General features: G+C 69.1%; 14 protein-coding genes. 5 read left to right on the top strand and 9 right to left on the bottom strand.

Translation table 11 applies throughout. From position 1 onward, the window contains the following. Positions 1 to 235: 235 nt before the first annotated feature. The gene (locus tag VN779_RS13105; protein WP_325722927.1) at positions 236 to 2431 is read left to right on the top strand and encodes a hypothetical protein; all 2196 of its coding nucleotides are present in this window, start codon (positions 236 to 238) and stop codon (positions 2429 to 2431) included. 395 nt (positions 2432 to 2826) lie between these two features. Here VN779_RS13105 and VN779_RS13100 read toward each other — a convergent pair whose 3' ends face one another. Both VN779_RS13100 and VN779_RS13095 read right to left on the bottom strand, forming a co-directional pair. Then, positions 2827 to 3216 (bottom strand): WhiB family transcriptional regulator, encoded by a 390-nt coding sequence (locus VN779_RS13100; RefSeq protein ID WP_349260769.1) that lies wholly within the window; start codon positions 3214 to 3216, stop codon positions 2827 to 2829. 145 nt (positions 3217 to 3361) lie between these two features. Continuing rightward, positions 3362 to 3709: a hypothetical protein gene (locus VN779_RS13095; protein ID WP_325722925.1), complete on the bottom strand. Its 348-nt coding sequence runs from the start codon at positions 3707 to 3709 to the stop codon at positions 3362 to 3364. Between the two features lie 383 nt (positions 3710 to 4092). Here VN779_RS13095 and VN779_RS13090 point away from each other — a divergent pair, with 383 nt between their 5' ends. Next, the gene (locus VN779_RS13090) at positions 4093 to 4863 is read left to right on the top strand and encodes a hypothetical protein (protein ID WP_325722923.1); all 771 of its coding nucleotides are present in this window, start codon (positions 4093 to 4095) and stop codon (positions 4861 to 4863) included. A gap of 50 nt (positions 4864 to 4913) precedes the next feature. Next, positions 4914 to 5486: a hypothetical protein gene (locus VN779_RS13085; RefSeq protein WP_325722921.1), complete on the top strand. Its 573-nt coding sequence runs from the start codon at positions 4914 to 4916 to the stop codon at positions 5484 to 5486. Positions 5487 to 5509: 23 nt separating this feature from the next. Here the strand turns inward: VN779_RS13085 and VN779_RS13080 are convergent, their stop codons facing one another. Continuing rightward, positions 5510 to 7753 carry an ATP-dependent DNA helicase UvrD2 gene (locus VN779_RS13080; RefSeq protein ID WP_325722919.1) on the bottom strand — a complete coding sequence of 748 codons (2244 nt, stop codon included), beginning with the start codon at positions 7751 to 7753 and terminating at the stop codon, positions 5510 to 5512. A 145-nt stretch (positions 7754 to 7898) separates the two neighbouring features. Here VN779_RS13080 and VN779_RS13075 point away from each other — a divergent pair, with 145 nt between their 5' ends. Then, on the top strand, positions 7899 to 8138 hold the full coding sequence (locus tag VN779_RS13075; RefSeq protein WP_325722917.1) for a mycoredoxin: 240 nt from the start codon (positions 7899 to 7901) through the stop codon (positions 8136 to 8138). A 165-nt stretch (positions 8139 to 8303) separates the two neighbouring features. After that, positions 8304 to 9401, top strand: coding sequence for an ABC transporter ATP-binding protein (locus VN779_RS13070; protein ID WP_325722915.1), 1098 nt, complete (start codon positions 8304 to 8306; stop codon positions 9399 to 9401). 39 nt (positions 9402 to 9440) lie between these two features. On the opposite strand, the gene nudC is transcribed toward VN779_RS13070, so the two are convergent. The 6 genes from nudC to VN779_RS13040 all read right to left on the bottom strand — a co-directional run bounded on the left by nudC (position 9441) and on the right by VN779_RS13040 (position 22033). Then, the gene (gene nudC, locus VN779_RS13065; protein WP_325722913.1) at positions 9441 to 10400 is read right to left on the bottom strand and encodes an NAD(+) diphosphatase; all 960 of its coding nucleotides are present in this window, start codon (positions 10398 to 10400) and stop codon (positions 9441 to 9443) included. A 64-nt stretch (positions 10401 to 10464) separates the two neighbouring features. Then, positions 10465 to 11889: a dipeptidase gene (locus VN779_RS13060; RefSeq protein WP_325722911.1), complete on the bottom strand. Its 1425-nt coding sequence runs from the start codon at positions 11887 to 11889 to the stop codon at positions 10465 to 10467. Positions 11890 to 11918: 29 nt separating this feature from the next. After that, positions 11919 to 13130, bottom strand: coding sequence for a pyridoxal phosphate-dependent aminotransferase (locus tag VN779_RS13055; RefSeq protein ID WP_325722909.1), 1212 nt, complete (start codon positions 13128 to 13130; stop codon positions 11919 to 11921). A gap of 163 nt (positions 13131 to 13293) precedes the next feature. Next, positions 13294 to 14586 (bottom strand): PP2C family protein-serine/threonine phosphatase, encoded by a 1293-nt coding sequence (locus VN779_RS13050; RefSeq protein ID WP_325722905.1) that lies wholly within the window; start codon positions 14584 to 14586, stop codon positions 13294 to 13296. Between the two features lie 254 nt (positions 14587 to 14840). Further along, positions 14841 to 18341 (bottom strand): ATP-dependent DNA helicase, encoded by a 3501-nt coding sequence (locus VN779_RS13045; protein ID WP_325722903.1) that lies wholly within the window; start codon positions 18339 to 18341, stop codon positions 14841 to 14843. Further along, complete coding sequence (locus VN779_RS13040) at positions 18338 to 22033, bottom strand: ATP-dependent DNA helicase (protein WP_325722901.1); 3696 nt, start codon at positions 22031 to 22033, stop codon at positions 18338 to 18340. Before VN779_RS13040 ends, VN779_RS13045 begins: the two co-directional genes overlap by 4 nt. Between the last annotated feature and the right edge of the window lie 118 nt (positions 22034 to 22151).

Below are 22151 nucleotides of genomic sequence, written 5' to 3'. Positions count from 1 at the left end.
ATGCTAGCGCCCGATGGGGCGCGCGTCGCCGAGATTTGCCGGTACCAGGCCCGCCACCAGCAGCCTTCTGCGATAAAGGTGCGATCCTCCGACCCCTGCCGCCGGAAAATCACTCGAGTTTGAGGGATTTCACCGATGACAATGCGGCCCGGCTGCGCTTAGGTCGTATCTGGCCGCGCAGCGGTCGCCTCGAGCATCAGGATGCTGAAGTCTCGACCTTGGGAGAGGGAATCGGATGGAAAGCACGGGAAAGCGGGGCCGTGTGCGCGGCCTCGTACCGCTGATCGCGGTGGCGCTGGTCGCGGGCACCTCGGCCGCGGCCGCGCAGGCGGGAACCACGGCGGGCGCGGTCAAATCGGGCAAGGCCGCGGCCAGCGCCGATCCGGGCTGCCTACTGAGCCAGCCGGGCAGCGCGACCAAGCACGTGATCTACCTTCAGTTCGACAATGTGCACCTGACCAGGGACAACCCGAACGTGCCCAGCGACCTGGAGCAGATGCCGAACCTGCTGAACTTCCTCACCGCTAACGGCACGATGGACTCGAACCACCACACGCCGCTGATCGCGCACACCGGCAACGACATCCTCACCTCGATCACCGGCCTGTACGGCTCGAACCACGGCCAGCCGGTCTCCAACTCGTTCCGGTACTACAACCCGAACGGCACCACGAACTCGGCCGCGTCCTTCGCCTACTGGACCGACGGCGTCGCCGACTCCTCCACTCCGACGCCGACCGACACGGCGCCTGAGATGGTCACCCAGAGCGGCAAGAACACCCCGGCGCCTTGGGTCGGCTACACCAGGGCCGGCTGCGACTTCGGCGCGGTGTCGACGGCGAACACCATCCTGGAGAACACGAACATCGACATCCCGAAGGTGTTCGGCGCCAACTCGGCCGAGGCCGCGGAGCTGAAGGCGAACCCCAGCCTGGCCTTCACCGACTTCGTCGGCATCGGCGTGCACTGCGCCAAGGACTCGACGCTGTGCGCCGGCTCGCCGAACGCCAAGCCCGACGTGCTGCCCGATGAGCCCGGCGGTTACACCGGCTACCAGGGCCTGTTCGGTGCGAAGTACACCAACCCGGCGATCTCGCCGAACGGACCGGTCACCCAGGTGGACGGCAGCACTCCGATCACCGATGCGAACGGCGTCAAGGGCTTCCCGGGCTTCGACGGCATGACCGCGGCCAACAGCCTCGGCTACGTCGCGCAGATGCAGGAAGCGGGCGTCCCGGTGACGTACGCGTACATCTCCGACGCGCACGACAACCACAACACCGTCAGCGCATACGGGCCCGGCGAGGCCGGTTATGTCGCGGCGCTCAAGTCGTATGACACCGCGTTCGGCCAGTTCTTCACCCGCCTGGCTAAGGACGGGATCAACAAGAGCAACACCCTGTTCGTGGTCACCTCCGACGAGAACGACCACTTCGTCGGCAGCAAGCCGAGCCCGGCGAACTGCGACGGCGTGACGATCCCGTGCACGTACTCGCAGATCGGCGAGGTCAACGCGAACATCAAGGGCCTGCTCGCGACGCAGCAGAACACGACGACGCCGTTCGGCGTGCACGCGGACTCGGCGCCGAACTACTACCTCAACGGCAACCCGGCGCAGAACGACCCGACGACCAGGTCCTTCGAGAAGGCGGTCGCCGCGGTCACCGCGACCAACCCGTACACCGGCACGACCGCCCCGATCGCCAACTACCTGGCCGATCAGACCGAGATGAATATCTTGCACATGGTCAGCGGCGATCCGCTGCGCACGCCGACGGTGACCGAGTTCGCCGATCCGGACTACTTCGTCTACGGCGCCGCGGCGAACTGCAACTCGCCGTGCGTGCAGGCGGAGGCGGCGTTCGCGTGGAACCACGGCGACTTCTCCCCCGACATCAACACCACCTGGCTCGGCCTGGTCGGACCCGGCGTTAAGCACCTCGGCGTGACCAACGCGGTGTGGTCTGACCACACGGACATCCGGCCGACGATGATGGCGCTGCTCGGGCTTAGCGACGATTACGCTTACGACGGCGTTCCGCTGATCGGCTTCCTCAAGCCGCAGGCGCTGCCGCGCTCGGTGCAGCGCGCACTGCCGCTGTACGAGGCGCTGTCCGCTGTGTATAAGCAGCTGAACGCCTCAGTGGGCGAGTTCGCCACGGCGACGCTGAAGAAGGCGACCGCGGCGATCGAGTCCAGCTCGCCGGGCGACGCGACTTATCTGCAGACCGACGCGCAGCTCGCGGCGCTCGGGCAGCAGCGTGATGCGATCGCGGCGCAGATGAACCAGCTGATCAACGGCCAGTTCTTCGACGGTGGGTTCTCACCGTACGCGCACGCCGCGCTCGCGCCGCACGGGATCCAGGGATCGGGACACAACAGCGCGCCGGCCCTGATCTCCTCGGCCAAGGCGCTGATCGGTAAGGCGTGAGCGCGTTACGCAGTGAGCATCTGACGCGCTGAGCGAAAACGAAGCGGCTTGCCCGCCCCGGGGTCCGTCCCGGGGCGGGCAAGCCGCTTCAGTTCTCTGCTACCGGTACTGCCACCTGCTCCGCGTTATCGCATGAGCTGCTGGGCGAGCGCGCGGCGCGCCCGCAGCACTGCGCGGTGGAGGCGGTGTGCCTCCGCTTGTCGTAAGCGTTCACGATGGAGTTCTTGTACCAGCTGATAGTGCGTGTGCAGCATGACGTTGCTCCTGACTCGCAGGTCGGACGGGTTGGCGTGGCCGGAGACCGGGGAAACGAACAGATCAGTGGTGGACATCGGGGTTAGTCACTTTCTTCTTCGGTGGGTGTTGCCTGTTTGCTGCTTGTGGGTCGTCTTCGCCTAAGCCGCGACGGCGACGACGTCGGTCTTGCGCGGACGTCCACGCGGCCGCTTGCGGGCCACGGTCACGCCCTGGACGAAGAGCTCGCCGCCCCAGACGCCCCACGGCTCCTTGCGCTCAAGGGCTCCGGAGAGGCAGGCCTCCCGGATCGGGCAGGCGGTGCAGATGCTCTTCGCGAGCTCGACATCGGCCGGCGACTCCGCGAAGAACAGCTCCGGGTCGGTGGAGCGGCAGGGCAGGTCGTCGGCGAGCGCGACCGGCTCGAACACGGTCAACTGCATCGTTGATTCCTTCCTCTCGGTCTCGGCGCCGCCGGCTGCGGGGCCCGGGTTCACTGCGGTGGTGCTGGGGGTCTGGCTGCGGGTTTCGACCTTCGCTGTCTCGGTCAACTCGCCGTCTTCCTCGGTCGTGATCTGAATGCGGTTCAGGTCCCGCCGCCCCTCGCACCACCGGTTTTCTGCCGGAGGAACAAGAAGGCCGCGGATCCCGGATATTCGGGTTCCGCGGCCTGGAGGTCGCTCGTCTGACTGGTAGTCAGACCGGTGGTCTCCAGGGTCGTGGGTCCCGACGGGACATCAGGTGAAGCTGGTCCTGCTGCTTGGTGCTGCCGGTGGTACCGTTCGCGATCACACGCTTGCCGCTGGCCGTCGTGCTGCCATTGACGTCACGATCGACTTCGCGTCGCTTCACGGCGACGGCCGGGGCGGCGGCATAGCCGGCACCGATGGCCTCGACGCGTCCCTGCGGTCGCACCAACGCGCCGGCCCAGACCTGGGCGGCGGCGGAGCTGAGGGAAAGGGCGGCGGGAGCGAACGTAGCGGCGACATCCGACAGCGCTGGGCAGGCCGACAGGACCGCTGCGGACGGAATCGTCGTCACCATGGATTCGTTCCTCACTGGTCTCGCCTCCTGCCTTTTCTCGGCCGTCATCGAGGGCGAGTCGATGTCGGCGGTTCCACGGTCGGGTGGTTCTGCCAGGTGGATTCGGTCGGGAAAACGGCCGAATCCGTGTGCTGGAGAGGCTAGGGTAAGCTACTCCGGCGGCGCAAACCATTTTTGAGCTGCGCTTTTATCAGGACGGAGAGCGAGGGTTGCTAAGTTCTGATGGAACAGACGCGTTGGCGTCCCCCGCGTTCCGCCCCACTATCCTGTCATGGTTGATCGGCAGTGTCACCCCTTGCGGCCGAACTTCTCGGGGAAAAGTGGCAGGGCACGACTCGATAAAGACGGGAACACCGATGCCGCGCCTCGCGTCATCTAGAACTGTGTCAACCAGCACCGAATCATCCGCGCCCGCCGCGGAAACGCCCGCCGGCGACGGCGACGATGGCGCGTCCGTGACCGGGGGCGATGGCCGCGTTGCGGCGCGCTCTCGCCTGGCCACCGCGTTCGCGGCGATCTTCGGCGCGGTATCTGGCGCGGTATCTGGCCGGGCGTCGCGTTACTTCGCGGGGCCGGGCTGGCAGCGGACGAAGCGATCCGCGGACTGGGTGATGTTGGTCGTAGTCGTCGGCGCGCTCGGGTGGACGCTGTGCAGCTCAGTGTTCTTAGGTACTCGCGCCGTGTCGAACCGAGGCATCGCGGTGGTGCATCTCGGCGGGCAGCCGGAGGTGCAGATCATGCCGGTCGGCGGCGCGGCGCCGCGTTATGAAGTGCTGCCGAGCCAAGTGCTTACCGGTAGTCAGACCGCGCAAGTCTCCATCTCGATCGCGAACGACAGCCCGGACGGCATTGTGATAACGCCGGGCACGCTGACCGGCCCGTATCTGGCCGGCGCGGTCGGGCTGCGGCCGGACAACGGGACCGGTTACATCCTCGGCAACGGGACGATCCACTTCGTCGGCACGGTGACGGTGAGCTGTGATGCGGCGGCAGCCGTGGCGCGCGCGCTGGTGCACGGCGGGAGTGCGGAGCAGCAGCAACAGCCGACGGCGATCGCCTTCGAGCTGCGAGACACGAACAAGGTCATGCACAAGGCGTATCTGGTCATCGACACCACGGCGGCCGCGCTCCAGGGAAGGGTGTGCACGCGGTGAGCGACAAGGGCGATGCGGACTTGACGCCATCGGCGGCAGCGGAGCCGAGGGTGACCGACGCCGAACCCGCTTCTGGCTCCGAAGTGTCGGATGTTGTCGCCGGTTCCGCTGATTCTGCCGTTTCCCCGGTGCACCGGCGGCGTCGCGTCGGCGTGGCCGTGCTCGTGGCAGTGGCGGCGATCGCGGGTGCGGTCGGCAGTTGGGTGTACAACCACGGGTACAAAGTCAGGGCCGCGAACAACTCGGCGGTGATCCGTTCGGGCGCGGACCTTTCGACGTACGTATCGCCGGGCGACTACACGGCCGTGACGGTGCCGATCCGCAATGACAGCCCGTACCAGGTCACGGTGATCGGCCTGACCGTGCCGAACGCGCCGAAGCTGATCTGGGATCACCAGCAGGTTGTCATTCCGCCAAACGCCACGACCAATTTGCGGATGTACACCCGCGGCGAATGCGAGGCCGCACCGCACGCGCTGAAGCAGCGCGACCCGGTGACCGTCGTGGTTCGGGTGTTGACGATCAACGGCAAGATGCACGGTTCGCTGCAGGAACTGATCAACGGCGCGATCCAGTACGCCGACGACAGGTGCGCGATTCCGTCAGCGAGCGAGACCTTCTAGCCAGACCAGGCACGGATCGGGCCCTAGAACAGTTCGGCTACGTCTTCGGCGTCGTCGGCGCCGTCCTCGTGCGCTCCATCGACACTGGCGCCATCCTCGTCCGCCGTGCCTTCTGAGGCGCCGAGCAACGTCAGCACCTCTTCCGCGTAGCGGTCCAGCTTGGTCGCGCCGACGCCCGGAATCCCGGCCAGCGCCGCTCGGTCGGCGGGGCGCGATTCGGCGATCGCGGTCAGCGTCGCGTCGGTGAAGACGCAGTACGCCGGAAGCGACTGCTCCTTCGCGCGCGCGGAACGCCACTCGCGCAGCCGCTCGAACAGCGCCTCGTCGAGATCTGACGGGCAGTCGGCGCAGCGACCGAGCTTGCGTTCCACCGCCTCGATCAGCGCGCGGCCGCACACCCGGCAGCGCACCGGCCCGGAGCGCCGCGAACGCTTGGTCTCCTCGCCGCCGCGTCCCGCGCCGCTCCCTCTGCCGCGCACGACCGAGCCGCCAGGTCCGCCGGAACGCGCCTCCTGAGCCTCGCGCAAGGCGTCGAGGAACCGGGACGGCCGGCGTGAGGCCCGTCCGCCGGGCGACCGGGCCAGCGCCCAGGACAGCCGCAGCCGCTCGCGCGCCCGGGTCACCCCGACGTATAGCAGCCGCCGCTCCTCCTCTACCTGGTCCGGGGTTTCGGCGTAGCTGATCGGCAGCAGGCCCTCGGTAAGTCCGACGAGCAAGACCGCGTCCCACTCCAGGCCCTTCGCGGAGTGCAATGAGGCCAGGGTGACCCCATCGACGACCGGGGCGTGCTGCACGGCGGCGCGGGCGTCCAGCTCACGCACGAACTCGGGCAGGCCAGCCTCGGGATGTGCGGATGCGTACTCGTCTGACAAGGCGGCTAGCGCGGCCAACGACTCCCACGCCTCGCGGCTGCGGCCGGAACCGGTTGGTGGCGTCAGACTCCAGCTGCCGGTGCTGGAAAGCACCGCGCGCACCGCACTTGGCAGCGGTTCGGCCTCCGCGCCCACGGCGGCGACCGCGGCACCCTGCAACAGCGTCTTGGCCTGGCGCACCTCGGGCCGGTCGAAGAACCGCTCGATGCCGCGCACTACGTAGGGCACGCCGAGGTCCGCGAGCGCCTGCTCATAGGCCTCGGACTGCGCGTTGATCCGGAACAGCACCGCGATCCCGGCCGGGCGGGTGCCCGCGTCGATCAGCTGCCTGATCCACTTCGCGACGCCTTCGGCCTCGACGGTCTCGTCGGAGTACTCCTCGTACTCGACGGCCGGGCCCGGCGGCCGTTGCGCGACCAGTTCGACCCTCGCCCGCGCGGTCCGGCGCTGCGCGAGAGTGTCGGTGGGCGCCTCGCTCAGCAGCGCGTTGGCCAGCGCCACGACCTGAGGCGTGGACCGGTAATCACGCACCAGCCGCACCACAGTCGCGTCCGGGTAGCGGTCCGGGAAACCGAGCAGGTACTCGGGCGTTGCCCCGGTGAACGAGTAAATGGTCTGGCTCGCGTCGCCGACCACGCACACCGAGTCGCGTTTCCCGAGCCAGCAATCGAGCAGCCGCTGTTGCAGTGGGTTGACGTCCTGGTACTCGTCCACGACGAAGTGCCGGTACTGATCACGCACCCGGTCCGCGATGTCCGGGCGGGTCTCCAGCACGCCGATGGTCAGCAGCAGCACGTCTTCGAAGTCGATCATGCCGCGATCGCGCTTCGCCGCCTCGTAGGCCGCGTATACCCGGGCGGTCTCGGCGGGCTCGCGCGGCGGCAGGCGCCCGGCCTTCGCCGCGGCCGCCGGGTAGTCGTCCGGGGTGCTCTGGGTCGCTTTGGCCCACTCGATCTCGCTGGCCAGGTCACGCAATTCGGTGCGGTCCGCGCGCATCCGGCAGGCCGCGACCGCCTCCGAGATCAGCGGCAGCTTGGTGTCTATCAGCTGCGGTGGCGGCCCGCCAACCGTGTGCGGCCAGAAGTACTGCAACTGACGCAGCGCGGCCGCATGGAAGGTTCGCGCCTGTACTGTGCCCGCCCCGAGCATGCGCAGCCGACCGCGCATCTCCCCAGCCGCGCGCGCGGTGAAGGTGACCGCGAGCACCTGGTTCGCCGGGAAGGCACCCTGCGCCACCGCGTAAGCGATACGGTGCGTGATCGCCCTGGTCTTGCCCGTCCCGGCGCCGGCCAGCACGCACACCGGGCCATGCAGTGCGGTGGCGACCGCGCGCTGTTCGGGGTCCAGTCCGGCGAGCAGGGCCTCCCCGCTGTCGGCCGCGGTCGGGTTGGTCATGGGAGCCATACTCTCAGGCGGCACCGACAGCGCGCTGAGGACTGGGCCGATTCTGTGGAGGACGGTATGCGGGGAAGACTGCGGACGGCGCGGTGGTTATTCGGATAGCCGGTGAAGCGACCGGACGAGCGGAAACGGAGTAGCAATGGCAGCGCAGATCACGATGTACTCGACACCCTGGTGTGGGTACTGCCGCCGGCTCAAGGGTCAGCTGGAGCGGGCCGGGATCCAGTACATCGAGGTCGACATCGAAAGGCAGCCGGAAGCTGCTGATTATGTGATGTCTGTGAACAACGGTAACCAGACGGTGCCTACTGTGACGTTCCCGGACGGATCGGCGCTGACAAACCCGAGTCTCGCTCAGGTCCAGGCGAAACTCGCCTGACGACTGTGTAACACCCTCGCCAAACAGCGTTCACCCGGAGTAGGTTGCGCCTACTGCCGTGTCGTGCCTTTGCGCGCGCCGCGGCAGTGGCACCAGAGCACACCGCACCAAAGGTACATCAGCACACGCACAACGCAGTGTTCGGTACTGGTCCGGGTGGAGAGCATGGCTTCCGTCGAGTTCGTCGATGCGTCCCATACATATCTGGGAACGAAGAGTCCGGCCGTCGACTGTTTGAACCTCACGGTCGAGTCCGGCGAGTTCATGGTGCTGCTCGGCGCCAGCGGCTGCGGCAAGACCACGGCGCTGCGGATGCTAGCCGGGTTGGAGACCGTGGACAGCGGTGCGGTCTTCATCGACGGCGTGGACGTCACCGAGTCTCAGCCCGGCGATCGCGACATCGCGATGGTGTTCCAGAATTACGCGCTGTATCCACAGATGACGGTCGCCGAGAACCTCGGCTTCCGGCTGTCGCTGACCGGAGCGCCACACTCGGCGGTCGCGCGGCGGGTGCGGCGGATGGCCGCACAGCTCGACCTGACCCCGACGCTCGACCGCATGCCGCGCACCCTTTCCGGTGGCGAGCAACAGCGAGTCGCGATGGGCCGCGCCATGATGCGTGAGCCGAAGGTCTTCCTGATGGACGAGCCGCTCGGTGCCCTTGACGCAAAGCTGCGCACGGACGTGCGTACCCAGATCGTGAACATGCAGCGGCGGCTTCAGGCCACCACGATCTATGTAACGCACGATCAGATCGAAGCCATGACGATGGGCGACCGCATCGCGGTGATGAAGGACGGCGTGCTGTTGCAGTGCGATACGCCGCGCGCCCTTTACGAGAACCCGCTCAACGCTTACGTCGGCGCGTTCGTCGGCTCGCCGCCGATGAACCTGATCAAGGCGCGGGTCGAGTACGACTGGGCTGTGCTCGGTGACGTGAACGTGATCGAGCTGCCACTGGATCGCAAGACCACCGCAGAGTTGCAGGTGCCCGAGGTGACCGTCGGCTTCCGCCCGGACACCGTGCAGATCACATCACCTGGCAGCGGCCTGTACGCGCACGTTGAAGCCGTCGAGAACCTCGGCTATGTCGCCTACGCGCACTGCTCGACCGGCGTCGGCGAGGGCCGCAAGACGATCGTGGTGCGCTGCGAACCGCATGCCACGCCGCGTCCGGGCTCCGCGGTGGGCCTGGAACTCTCGCTGGACTCGGTGCACTTCTTCGAGACGCGCACCGGCCGCAGGCTTACGCCGCAGCGCTGAGCTCGCTGTACACACCAAGCAAGCGATGTTCCTCGCGCGCTAGCGCGCTGCCTCAGCCAGCGGACCGCCGTACCAGTGCTCGATCAGCGAGCGCGCGATCGAGATCTGGCCGGAGAGCACGACCTCCCCCGAAGCCGCCGCCTCGGCCAGTTCACCGCGGGTGAACCAGCGCACTTCCAGCACCTCTTCGCCGTCCGCGCGCACCCGCTCCGGGTCGTCCACGGTCGCGGTGAAGCCAAGCATCAGGCTGCAGGGGAACGGCCATGGCTGGCTGCCCAGGTAGGTCACCGAGGTCACGGTCAACCCGGCCTCCTCGGCCACCTCGCGGGCGACCGCCTGTTCCAGCGACTCTCCGGGCTCGACAAAGCCGGCCAGGACGGAGAAGCGGCGTTGGTCCCAGGCGGAGCCGCGGCCGAGCAGCAGCCGTTCGTCGGCATCGGTGACCGCCATGATCACGGCCGGGTCGGTACGGGGGTAGTGCTCGGTTCCGCAGTTCGCGCAGCGGCGGATGTGCCCGGCCGCGGCGACCTCGGTCGGGTGGCCGCAGCGCGAGCAGTAGCGGTGACTGCGATGCCAGTGCTCGAGTGCGACCGCGTGCGTCAGCAGGCCGGCGTCCCGGTCCGAGAGGTGCACGCCGACCTCACGCAGCGACGCGGGCCGTGCGTCGCCATCCATGCGACCAGGCAGCGTCTCGGCGGGAACCGCGAAGTAGGTGAAGCCGCTCTCGTCCCGGCCGAGCAGAAAGCGCTCGCCTTCCGGGGCGTCGTACGAAGGCAGGGTCACCAACCGCGGCTTGGTCGAGCCGGGCACGACCGGATCCGGCTCGTCGAGCACGAACGCCCGGCCCTCGCTGACCACCAGCACCCGGGTGTCCGGATTCGACCAGGCGGCGGCGAGGGCCAGTTCGTCGAGGCGGAGCTCAGCGGTGCGATCTACGGCGCCGCGCGCCAAGGCGAGCCGTCCGAGCGGTCCGGTCGCCGCGTCGCGGTGGTCGGCCATCGCTCGTTTCCCTCCCTTGGGCGGGTACCAAGCGGTACCCCACGTCTGCAACGACGCTGCGTAATCACTTGTTCCCGGCGAGATCTTCCCATAGGTAAGCCGCGGCCTCAGCGCCCTTGAGCAGGTTCGCCACGTCCACACGCTCGTTCGGGGCGTGCCAACCGTCCTCAGGCAGCGAGACGCCGAGGAAGACCACCGGCGCGGCGAGCACGTCCTGCAAGTCAGCCTCGGGTCCGGATCCGCCTTCGCGGGTGTAGAGGATCTCGCGCCGCTCACCGTCCGGGTCATCGGCGAACGCACGGCCGAGCGCGCGGGTGATGGATTGCAGCGCGGGATGGTCGAGCGGTGTGAGGCACGGGCGCACGCCCTCGCCCTCGAAGGAGAGCTCGTACTCGATCCACTCGGGCATACGCTCGGCGAGCCACGCCTCAAGGCCCTTACGTACCTGCGCCGGGTCCTGACCCGCGACCAACCGGAAGGAAAGCTTGGCGTGCGCCTCGGACGGCACGATGGTCTTCGAGCCGTGCCCGGTGTGCCCGCCCCAGATCCCGTTGATCTCGGCGGTCGGCCGCGCCCAGATCCGCTCAAGGGTGCTGAATCCGGCCTCGCCGATGGCGGCCGGGGACTTGGCGGTGCGCAGCCAGGCGGCCTCGTCGAAGGGCAGCTTCGCGAACAGCTGGCGCTCGCGCTCGGTCAGCTCGACGATGCCGTCGTAGAAGCCGGGCAGCGTGACGTGCCGGTTCTCGTCGTGCAGGCCCGCGAGCAACCGGACCAGTTCGGTGATCGGGTTCGGGATGGCGCCGCCGAAGGAGCCGGAGTGCACATCGCCGCTCGGGCCGCGTGCGTCGATCTGCGCGGCGATCAGGCCACGCATACCGGTGACCGTCGACGGGGTGTCCCTGTCCCACATGCCGGTGTCCGAAACGACCACGACATCACAGGCCAGCCGTTCGGCGTGGTCGCGCAGCAGCGGGGCGAAGTTCGGCGAGCCGGACTCCTCCTCCCCCTCGACGATCAGCTTGAGGTTCACCGCGGGCGCAGTGCGGCCGGTAGCGGCCAGGTGCGCGCGCACGCCGAGCACGTGGAAGAAGAGCTGGCCCTTGTCGTCGGAGGCGCCGCGGGCGAAGAGCTTGCCGTCACGCACGGTCGGCTCGAAGGGCGCGGTCTCCCACAGTTCAAGAGGGGTCGCGGGCTGTACGTCGTGGTGGCCGTATACCGCCACGGTCGGCGCGTCGGGGTCGCCGGAAGGCCACTCGGCGAACACGGTGGGCAGGCCTGCGCCGGACGCGGTCTCCCAGATCTCCACGGTCGGGAAACCGGTGGCGCGCAGCTTCGCGGCAAGCCATTCGGCCGAGGCCCGCACGTCTCCGGCCCGATCGGGGTCGCCTGAAACGGAGGGGATGCGCAGCCAGTCCTTGAGGTCTTCGACGAACCCGGCCGAGTTCTGCTCGATAAAGGTCCGAACGGAAAGTGTGCTGTCGGTGGACATGATCCGACCCTACCGTCCGGTGTGACCGGTCATTGCTGGTAGGTCGCGAGGAAGCGGCCGAGGCCGGCGATTGCCTCTTCGAGGTCGCGCACTCGGGGCAGCGTGACGATCCGGAAGTGGTCCGGGTTCGGCCAGTTGAACGCGGTGCCGTGCATGACGAGCATCTTCTCCGCGTTGAGCAGGTCCATGACGAACTGCTCATCGTCGTTGATCTTGTAGACGCTGGGGTCGAGCCGCGGGAAGGCGTAGATCGCGCCCTGTGGCTTGGTGCAGGAGACGCCCGGGATCTGGTTCAGCAGCTCATGGGTGCGGTTGCGCTGCTCCCACAGGCGGCCGCCGGGCTCGGTGAGCCGGTCGATGGACTGGAAGCCGCCGAGCGCGGCCTGGATCGCGTGCTGCACCGGGACATTCGGGCCGAGTCGCAGATTGGCGAGGATGTCGAGGCCCTGGATGTAGTCCGCGGCGTGCTCCTTCGGGCCGGTGAGCACCATCCAGCCGATCCGGTAGCCCGCCGCGCGGTACGTCTTGGACAGGCCGTTGAAGGTGATGGTCAGCAGGTCGGGGCAGGAGAGCGCGGTCGGCCGGTGCACGGCGTCGTCGTAGAGGATCTTGTCGTAGATCTCGTCGGACAGCACCAGCAGCTGATGCCGCCTGGCCACCTCGACCAGCTCGGAGACGACCTGCTGCGAGTAGACCGCGCCAGTGGGGTTGTTCGGGTTGATGATCACGATCGCCTTGGTGTGCGGGGTGATCTTCGACTCGATGTCCGCGACGTCGGGGAACCAGTCGGCCTGCTCATCGCACATGTAGTGCACCGGCCGCCCGCCGGCCAGCGCGGTGGCCCCGGTCCACAGCGGATAGTCGGGCGCCGGGATCAGCACCTCGTCACCGTTGTCGAGCAGCGCGTTGAGCACCATGCCGATCAGCTCGGACACGCCGTTGCCGATGTACACGTCCTCGATGTCGATGCCGACGAGGCCGCGGGTCTGGTAGGACTGCACGACCGCGCGCCGGGCCGAGGGCAGGCCCTTGGAGTCGCCGTAGCCATTGGAGTCCGGCAGGCCGAGGATGACGTCCTGCACCAGCTCGTCCGGGGCCTCGAAGCCGAACGGGGCCGGGTTGCCGATGTTGAGCTTGAGGATCGAGTGCCCCTCGGCCTCCAGCTGCTTTGCCCTGGTGAGGACCGGACCGCGCAGGTCGTACTGGACCTCGGACAGCTTCCGGGATTGCTTGAACTCCACGTGACTCAACTCCAGGGCGCGGGCGCTCTCGCGGCGGACCGGCGGCTTTGGCGGCGTCAGCGGCTTGTGCGCTGCGTTTCGCCGTTTGTACCAGGCGTTCCGGTGCGTCCGCATGGGAGTTTCGCGATGCGACCGGAGATCTGGATGGTCCGAGCGTGACCTTTCAGGCCTCGCGGCGCAACACGAGCAGCGCGGCGTCGTCGTTCAGCTCGCCGCGCATGTGCTCGAGCAACCGGCCGCGCAGGAAATCGGCGATCGTGTCCGGCGGCAGGTCACACACCCCGCGCAGCATCGATTCGAGCGGGAAGAAGGTGCCGCAGCGGGCACGCGCGTCGGAGACGCCGTCGGTGTAGAGCACGAGCGCGTCATCGGGTCCGAAGGGCACGGTGACCGCGGTGGCGGCGTACGGCTCGGAGACGAGCGAGCCGAGCCCCAGGGGAAGGCTGCACGCGGCGGACTCGACGGGCCGCGTCTCGGTGCCGTGCACCAGGAAGGGAGAGGGATGCCCGCACAGCACGAGTGTCGCTTCGGCGGCGTCCGGGGCGCCGGGCTGGCTCGCGCCGGTACCGCCGAAGGGGATCTGCACGAGGACCGCGGTCGCGAAGTCCTCGGCCCAGGTCTCGGCGTGCGCGTCGCGGTGCGCCTGCGCTTTTCCCTTGCCCTGACCGCCGAGTTCGAGCTGCGGCTGCGTCAGCCGCGCGAGCTGCGCGCGTCGTATCTCCGAAGCGTGCCGGGCCAATGCTGCGTCAAGCCGTACGGCCACCGCTTCGAGAGCCGGTTCGACCGCGCCGGCCTCGCGGAACGCACCAAGCAGCGCGGAGGCTCCGCTCACCGCGTCGAGCCCGTTGCCACGCATGTCGCCGAGGATCGCGCGCACGCCGAACGGAGTCTCGATGATCTCGTAGAAGTCGCCGCCGATCTGCGCGCCGCTGGCCGCGGACAGGTACTCCACGGCCGTCACGACCGGGCCGACGCGCGCGGGCACCGGACGCAGCAGCACCCGCTGAGTCACCTCCGCGATCTGCCGCACCTCGTCATAGGCGCGCTGCGTGCGCAGCCTGCGTTGGGCGACGAGGTAGGTGGCGAAGGTGACGATGAGGATGGTCGGCGCGATCACGAGCCGTTCGCCGAACTCCTCGGAGCCGGGCCGGAAAGGCAGCAGGGCGAGCAGCGCGCAGGCGCAGCCGAGCGCGATGCACTGGCGGCGTCCCGTTCCGGCGCAGGCGATGGCGGGCGCGGCGGCGAGCAGCGGCGTCAGTTGGACGCCGAGTTGCAGCGCCAGGCTCAGCGCCACGACGCAGGCCACCCACAACGCTGGCGCCGCGTAGACGGCGATCCGCATGACCCGGCGCGGGACGCGCGAAACCGGCGCCCTACGCGCAGGGTGGGCGTGCGCGCGTAGCGCTTCCTCTGTGCGCTCGGGACGCCTGGGGTCCAGGTGTGTTGCGGTGGTCACGGTGAAGACAGGGTACGTCGTTTCAGCGACCTGCGGTGACGAATTCAATACTGTTCGCATCTCTTTCGCCATACCGTGATCCGCGATCACTGTGCGTATGCGAATTCGGTCCCAGGGCACGCTGTCAGGACGACGCGACGCCGGTCGGAGCCGAAGCGGCGCCGAGTCAGAGCCGGGTCAGCGCCGGATCAGCGGTCGACAGAACCGGATGGGAACCGGCGCCGCTGAATCGATGCCGCTGGACCGGCGCCGGGTCAGCTCGGTCCGGTTCGAGCCGCGAGCAGCCGTTCCAGCCCCGCGCGATCGGGAAGATCGTCAGGTCGCTGAATCAGCCCGGTGCGCACATAGAGGAAGGCGGCACTCACCTGCTCGATCGGCACCGCGGTCAGCTCGGCCCAGGCGAGCCGGTAGATGGCGAGCTGGAGCGGATCGGCGTTCGCCGCGCGGTTGGTCTTCCAGTCGACGACCTCGTATGTGCCATCCGGTTCGCGGTAGACAGCATCGATGCGGCCGCGCACTATGTGACCGCCGAGCACCAATTGGAAGGGTGCTTCGACCCGGTAGGGCTCACGGTTCGCATAGGGGGTGCGCAGGAACGCCGCTTGCAGCTCGGCCAGATCTTCGTGCCCGTCGATCTCCTCGTCCTCGGCGAGCAGGTCGAGTTCGTCCTCGCCGAAGAGGGCCTGCTGACCGAAGCGGCGCTCGACCCAGGCGTGGAACTCGGTGCCGCGACGCGCTTGTGGGGCCGGTGGGCGCGGCATCGGGCGGAACAGCTCCTCGGCGAAGGCGTCCGGGTCGGCCGCGTACGACACCAGTCGGGTCGCGGACAGAGTGCGCGGCATCGGGACGTCGAAGCGCACTTGATGTGCCCGTTCCAGCTCACCGAGCAAGGCCTCGATGTCGGCGTCCCAACTGGCGATCGTGGCGCGCGACTCCGGCGGCAGCTCGCCGGCAGACCGCTGCGATGCGTCACCGGCGTCGTGCCGCTCGCGCGACAGTTCCTGCGTCGATCGGCGCGCCAGATCGCCCGCGGCAGGCTCGGAGCCTGATTCGTGCGCGGAACCCGCATCCGCCTCCCCGCGCGCATCTGCGCCCGCCTGCGCCTCCCGCATCGCGCGCAGCTCGGCCAGCACCGCCTCAGCCGCTTGCCTCCGCCGGTCCCTCGTCTCGCCGTTCACGTCCGGCGGCCACGCCAACTCGCGCGCCGCAGCCAGCGCCGGATTACTTTCCTCCTTATCAGGCGGCGGCGCCCAAACCGCTACCTCACCGTTCGCCGGATCGCCGACGCAGTGCTCGTGCAGCGCGGTGAGCATCGCGTTCGGCTTGCGCGGCGTCGTCTGCGTCGGACCCCACCGATGACTCGAGACGATCAGGCGCGACTTGGCCCGAGTCAGCGTGACGTAGTTGAGCCGCTGACTTTCGAGCTCGGCATGCTCGCGCATCTGTGCATCGAAGTCCTCGAAGTCGGCCTTGTCGCGCTCCGGTCCGAGCAGCGGCATCGGGTCGCCGCGCAGCTCATGGGGCAGCTTTGAACGCTTTGCCGTCCACTTGTCGATCTTGGCCGGCTCCTCGTGCTGGTGCGGGACGACCACGACTTCCCACTCCAGCCCCTTGGCCTTGTGCATCGTCAAGATCTTGACGGTCTGCGCCGCGGTCGGCGGCAGGTCGATGTCCAGGCCGCGTTCATGTTCCGCGCTCGCTCGCAGAAAGGCGCGGAACGCGGTGGCGGAGTGCTCCCCCTCCAGCCCGGAGAAGGCGCCCGCGACATGAAGGAACGCGCCGACCGTGTCGGCACAGCGCTGCCGGAACGCAGCCGGTGAGGCGGCGATCTCCACCTCGAGGCCGGTCTCCTGCAAGATGCGGTGCAGCACATCGAGTACGGGTTCGGACAGGCTGCGGCGCAGCCTGCGGATTTCGGCGGCGAAACGGGCGAAGCGTTGCCGCGCCTCGGTCGAGTAGGGCAGTTCGCCGCCCGGGTCCGCGAGAGCGTCGCTGAGCGAAACGACGTCGGTCGGGTCGCTGTTCGCCGCCGCCTGGTCCAGCGCGCTCGCGCCGGGTTGCGCCGGGACCCGCACCAGCTCCCTCGCGCGCTTGCCGAGCAGCGCCAGGTCACGCGGTCCGATTCGCCAGCGCGGCCCGGCCAGCAGCCGGACCAGCGAGGCGTTGGCGATCGGGTCGTCGAGCACGTCGAGCATCGCGACGAGATCCGCGACCTCGGGCAGGTCGAGCAGACCGGAGAGGCCAACGACCTCGACCGGAACGCCGCGGCCGTGCAGCTCGGCGTAGAGCTCGGGGATGTGGTCTCCCTTTCTGACCAGCACCGCGACCTGCGACCATGGAACCTGGCCGTCCAGGTCCTGGATCTGGTCGGCCAGCCAGCGCACTTCCTCGGCGTAGGTCGGCAGCAGCGCGGCCACCGCGTATCCGAGGCCTGCTTTCTCCGCCGCTGGTTCAAGCCGGCGCACCGAGTCGTGGAACTGCCGTAGCGGCACCGACTGCTCATTGGCGAAGGCCAGCAGCCGGCCGCCGCTGCGGCGGTTCTCGGTCAGCGGGTAAACGCGCGCCGGTCGGCCGTCCGCGCGCGGGAAGTGCTCAGGGAACTGGTCGATGTTCGCCGCGGAGGCGCCGCGCCAGCCGTAGATGGACTGGCACGGATCGCCGACCGCGGTGACGGCCTGGCCAAGCCCGCGCTCCGGATCGGGGCCGCTGAACAGCGCACTGAGCATGCGGCGTTGCGCGACCGAGGTGTCCTGATACTCATCGAGCAGGATCACCCGGTATTTGCCGCGTTCGATCGCGCCGACCTCGGGCGCCTCCTCGGCCAGCCGGGTGCCGATGGCCATCTGGTCGCCGAAGTCCATCAGGTCGCGGCTCGCCTTGAGCTTGCGGTATTCCTCGACCAAGGTGAGCAGTTCGCCGCGCTCCCTGGCCTTGACCGCCGCGTCGAGATAGCGCTCGTAGATCGCGCCGCGCTTGTTGGTGCGCCGGTTGACGGCCCTGATCGACTTGCCGGTGACCGGGTCGCGGTACAGCTCGGCGGCGTCGGCGAAGGCCCGGTCGAACTCGGCCAGCCGTGCCAAGCCGACCACGTGCTCGGACAGCTCCGCGTCGAGGTCGATCAGGTCGCGAGTGATGTTGCTGATGCTGCCGCGTAGCGCGTCGAACGGTCCGGTCGCGTTGCGCACCACGCGCGCGGCGAGGGTGTATCTGCTGGCGTCGGCGAGCAGCCGGGTCGAAGGTTCGAGGCCGAGCCGCAGGCCGTGCTCCTTGATGAGCCGGTCGGCATAGGCGTGATACGTGGAGATGACCGGTTCGCCCAGCTCGTCCGGCGCCGGCTCGGGGCTCGGATCTTTGAAGTCGGATTCTTGGGCTGCGCCGAAGCCCGCGGCGGCAAGCGCCGTTCGTACCCGCTCACGCAGCTCGGCGGCGGCCTTGTTGGTGAAGGTCAGGCCGAGTACCTCGCCTGGGCCGACCCATCCGGTGGCGACGAGCCAGACCACGCGCGCGGCCATGACCGTGGTCTTTCCCGAGCCCGCGCCGGCCACGATCACGCCGGGTTCGAGTGGTGCGGTGATCGCCGAGAGCTGTTCCTCGGTGTACGGCACGCCGAGGACACGCGCGAGGTCGCGTGGCGTCTCAATGCGCTGGTTCGTGGAACGCTGCTCCTGCGCGCCCCACGTGTCGTCACCCGAGTCGTACGGGGCATGAGGGTCATACGGGTCGTCATCCCGCGACGGCGTCCACTCCCCGCTCATGTCGGCAACTCCCGGCCCTGCGGCTGCTTCGGGCAGGCCTTCTTCAGGCGGCAGATGCTGCACGCGCTGCTGTTGCCATAGGCGTGGAAGCGCTCATCAAGTACGCGCTGCGCGACCTCAGCGACCAACCTGGCCGCCCACTCCGGATCGGCCTGCGTGTTGTGGCTCGGCTGGACCAGCACAGTCGGGCCCGGCGAATCGCTGCGGTCGCGTGGATAGACGAGTTCCGCTTGGGCGACCGTCGCGGTTTCTGACTGCGCGCGCTGCGTTTCGCTGCCCTGTGATCCAACAAGCTCCGATTCCCCTAGCTCTGATTCCCCTAGCTCTGATTCGCCGAGCTCTGGATCATCGAACCCTGCTTGATCGGGCTCTGCTTCATCGGAGCGTGCAGTCGCCGTGAACGCCCCGGCCTCGACGACCAACTGGTATACGCCAAGCTGCGGGTCCTTCGCCGCCTCCGCCTTCGTCTTCGGATTGACCGAGGTCTTGAAGTCCACGAGGTAGACCCGGTTTTCCGCGTCCGTCTCGATCCGGTCGATCGCCCCGCGCAGCCGCACTGGCACGCCGCCGATGGTGAGCGATTGGTCGAACTCGTGCTCCGCCGCGGCCACGACCCGGCCGTCGGCGCGGCCGTCATGCCAGACGAGGAAGCGCTCCAGCGCTCGGCGCGCTGCGCGCTTCTCCTGCTCGGACTTCCACGGAGCATCGAAAGGCAAGGTGTCCCAGACCCGATCGAGCCGGTCCATCAGAACATCGATGTCGGCCTTCGTCTTTCCGACCGCCACCTCCTCCGCGAGTGCGTGGAAGAGCACGCCGATGCCCTGAGCATCGGTGGACGGTTCCTTCGCCGAGGCCTGGTGTTCGAGAAACCAGCGCAGGCCGCACGCATCGAGGGCGCCGACCGCGCTCGCCGAGAGCGGCACCGCGGCAGCCGGATCGGCGATCGGCGAATCGTTCTCGGTGTAGTCATAGAGACCCCACCATTGGCGCGGATGCGCGTTCGGCACCAGGCGCGCCCCGTCCGGCGCGGTCGCCGCGGCGAGCCGGGCCAGGCGGCGGATCGCCTCCGCGCGCAGCCGCGGGTGCGCGGCCGGATCGGTAGCGCAGCGGCGCAACTCGGCGATGAGGGCCGCGAGATTGAGCGGACGGCGACGCCGGATCCCCACCGACTGACGTACCTCGACACCCAGTTCGCGCAGAAACCGCGACGGCGTCTGGCCATCCTCGTCCTCGCCGTCGACGGCAGTGACGATCAGTCGCTCACGAGCGCGCGTGATCGCGACGTAGAACAGCCGGCGTTCCTCCGCGAGTATGGCGGCCGGCGAAAGCGGTTCGGCCAGTCCGCTGCGACCGATGCGGTCCGGTTCCAGTAGCGACCCGCGCCGCCGCAGGTCCGGCCACAACCCTTCTTGAACACCGGCGACCACGACGAGACGCCACTCCAAGCCCTTTGACCGGTGCGCGGTGAGCACCTGCACCGCGCCACCTCGCGACGCCTTTGCGGCGAGTGTGTCGGCCGCTATCGCCTGCGCCTGAAGACCGCTGATGAAGTCGGTCACGCCGACGTACCCGGTCCGCTCCTGGGCGCGTGCGGCTTGCGCGAACAGGGCGATGACCGCGTCAAGGTCGCGATCCGCGAGCCGACCGGCCGAACCGCCACGCTCGACGGAGCGCCGCAGCCGCTCAGGCCAGCCGGTGCGCATTGGTGGTCGGGCGCGCGCGTCACCATTCCACAGCAGCCACAGGGCGTCCTCGACGACGCCGCCTTCGGCGAGCTGGTGTTGCGCGGCTTGCAGCAGGCGAGCGACGACCAGAGCCGGGCCGGCGACCTGTGGGTCGAGCGTGACGAGCAGTCGGGGATCCGCGACGGCTTCGCGGATCAGGTGCTCGGCCGGACGCGCGGCGGGCACCAAATCTGCTGCGTCGGCAGGCTCAAGTGAGGTGGAGGGGAGCGACTCGGCATCTGCGGCCGCGACGGGATCCGCGACCTGCGCGCCGTCAGCGAGACCCGCATCAACCGGCGACGCGTCGCCGCTTGCGCTCTCGTCCACCGGACCGGACGCGGCGGCGGCTGATGCCTCGTCAGGCTCTGCGAGCGCGGCACTTTCCGCCTCGCCGGCCACGGCTTGGCTGCGTCGTCTGCGCGCCGCCGCGAGCGCGGCCTGTTCCTCCGCGCGCAGCGCCCGGCCAAGGCGCCGCAGGTCACCGCTGTCCATGCCGCCGAGCGGGCCCATCAGCAGTTCGCGGGCGGTGTCCGGCGTGAGCGCGGCGGGTTCCGCGGCGCAGCGCAGCGCGGTCAGCAGCGTGGCGACCGCGGGTTCCTGGGCCAGCGGCAGATCGTCGCCCAGCACCTCGGCCGGAACGTTCGCCGACAGCAGCGCGCGGCGCACTGGAGCCAACTGCTGGCCGTCACGCACCAGCACCGCCATGTCCTCCCACAGCACGCCATGCTCCAGGTGCGCGCGCCGCAGCAGGTCCGCGAGCGTGGCCAGTTCGGCCGCCTCGTCGGGGAAGATGATCGCCTCGACTCGGCCGACGCCGTACGGGTTGTTCCGCAGCGCAGTCGACTGCGCGGGTTCCGAAGCCGCCTCGGCTTCCACCGCGGTCAGCTCCCGGTGCTCCCGAACCTGTTCGGCCGGCAGCCGAGCGATCGGTATGCGCTTGGCGACCTGCCGGGAGGCCTTGAGCAGCGTCGGCCCGGCGCGCCGGCTGTTCTGCAGCACGACGATCTCGGCGGCGCTGCCGTCGCGGCGGCGGAACGCCTCGGGGAAGTCCAGGATGCCGCCAAGGTCCGCGCCTCGGAACGCGTAGATCGACTGGTCCGGATCGCCGACCGCGACGAGGTCGCGCCCCTCTCCGGCAAGCGCCTTGAGCAGCCGCACCTGAGCGGAGTCAGTGTCCTGGTACTCATCGACGAAGACCGCGCGATACCTGCGGCGCAGCAGCTCGCGGACCTCGTCCGTCTCGCTGAGCAGCACCGCGCGGTGCACCAGTTCGGTGTAGTCGAGCACGCCCCGGGCGTCGGCGACGTCCAGATACTCGGCATAGAAGCGCGCGGCCGCCCGCCAGTCGGCCCGATCCGCCCGCGCGGCGAAGTCGGCCAGATCCTCGGGATCCAGACCCAGGTCGCGGGCGCGCAGCAGGACCGCTCGCAGCTCCTCGGCAAAGCCACGAGTGCCCAGCGCGGCCCGCAGCGACTGCGGCCAGCCGCCGGGTCCGGGTCCCCAGCCGCCGACCTCGATCGTGCCGCGCACCAGCTCCCGGATCACCACGTCCTGCTCCGGCCCGGAGAGCAGCCGCAACGGGTCGCCGAACAGCTCCGGCTCCTGATACTGGCCGACCAGTCCGAAGCAGAACGAGTGGAAGGTGGTCGCGGTCGGCGCGCCCGCCCCGGGAATCAGGCGCGCGCCGATCCGGTCGCGCAGCTCGGCGGCGGCCGCGCGGCTGAAGGTGAGCACAAGGATCTCGTCGGCGCTCAGCGCGTCCGGCCCCCTGGTGCGATCCAGCACCGCTTCGACCAGCGTCGTCGTCTTCCCGGTGCCCGGCCCGGCCAGCACCAGCAGCGGTCCGCCGCGGTGCTCGACGACCCGGCGCTGCCGCTCATCAAGCCGCAGGCCGCCGCTCGGATAGGCCAAAGGCGGGCTCAGCAGACGGAACGGCGCGGCCGATCGCGATGCCGCGGGATTACTCATCGCTGACCGCACCTCCTTCCGTTCCCGCCAGCCGAGGCCGATCCGTTCTTCGCCAGGGACCGACATTGGCCATGACAGCACAAACCGCCGACAACAGCGGCAAACTCGGAAAGAGGTT

Source organism: Actinocrinis sp., assembly GCF_035605935.1.
Classification (GTDB): Bacteria; Actinomycetota; Actinomycetes; order Streptomycetales; family Catenulisporaceae; genus Actinocrinis.
The sequence above is the reverse complement of the archived record's forward strand: the minus strand, read 5'-3'. Positions and strand labels throughout refer to the sequence as shown.

Coding starts and splice junctions, on each gene's coding strand:
- VN779_RS13075 (WP_325722917.1), top strand. CDS start 7,899: ATGGCAGCGCAGATCACGATGTACTCGACACCCTGGTGTGGGTACTGC.
- VN779_RS13040 (WP_325722901.1), bottom strand. CDS start 22,033: ATGAGTAATCCCGCGGCATCGCGATCGGCCGCGCCGTTCCGTCTGCTG.
- VN779_RS13105 (WP_325722927.1), top strand. CDS start 236: ATGGAAAGCACGGGAAAGCGGGGCCGTGTGCGCGGCCTCGTACCGCTG.
- VN779_RS13070 (WP_325722915.1), top strand. CDS start 8,304: ATGGCTTCCGTCGAGTTCGTCGATGCGTCCCATACATATCTGGGAACG.
- nudC (WP_325722913.1), bottom strand. CDS start 10,400: ATGGCCGACCACCGCGACGCGGCGACCGGACCGCTCGGACGGCTCGCC.
- VN779_RS13045 (WP_325722903.1), bottom strand. CDS start 18,341: ATGAGCGGGGAGTGGACGCCGTCGCGGGATGACGACCCGTATGACCCT.
- VN779_RS13060 (WP_325722911.1), bottom strand. CDS start 11,889: ATGTCCACCGACAGCACACTTTCCGTTCGGACCTTTATCGAGCAGAAC.
- VN779_RS13080 (WP_325722919.1), bottom strand. CDS start 7,753: ATGACCAACCCGACCGCGGCCGACAGCGGGGAGGCCCTGCTCGCCGGA.
- VN779_RS13095 (WP_325722925.1), bottom strand. CDS start 3,709: ATGGTGACGACGATTCCGTCCGCAGCGGTCCTGTCGGCCTGCCCAGCG.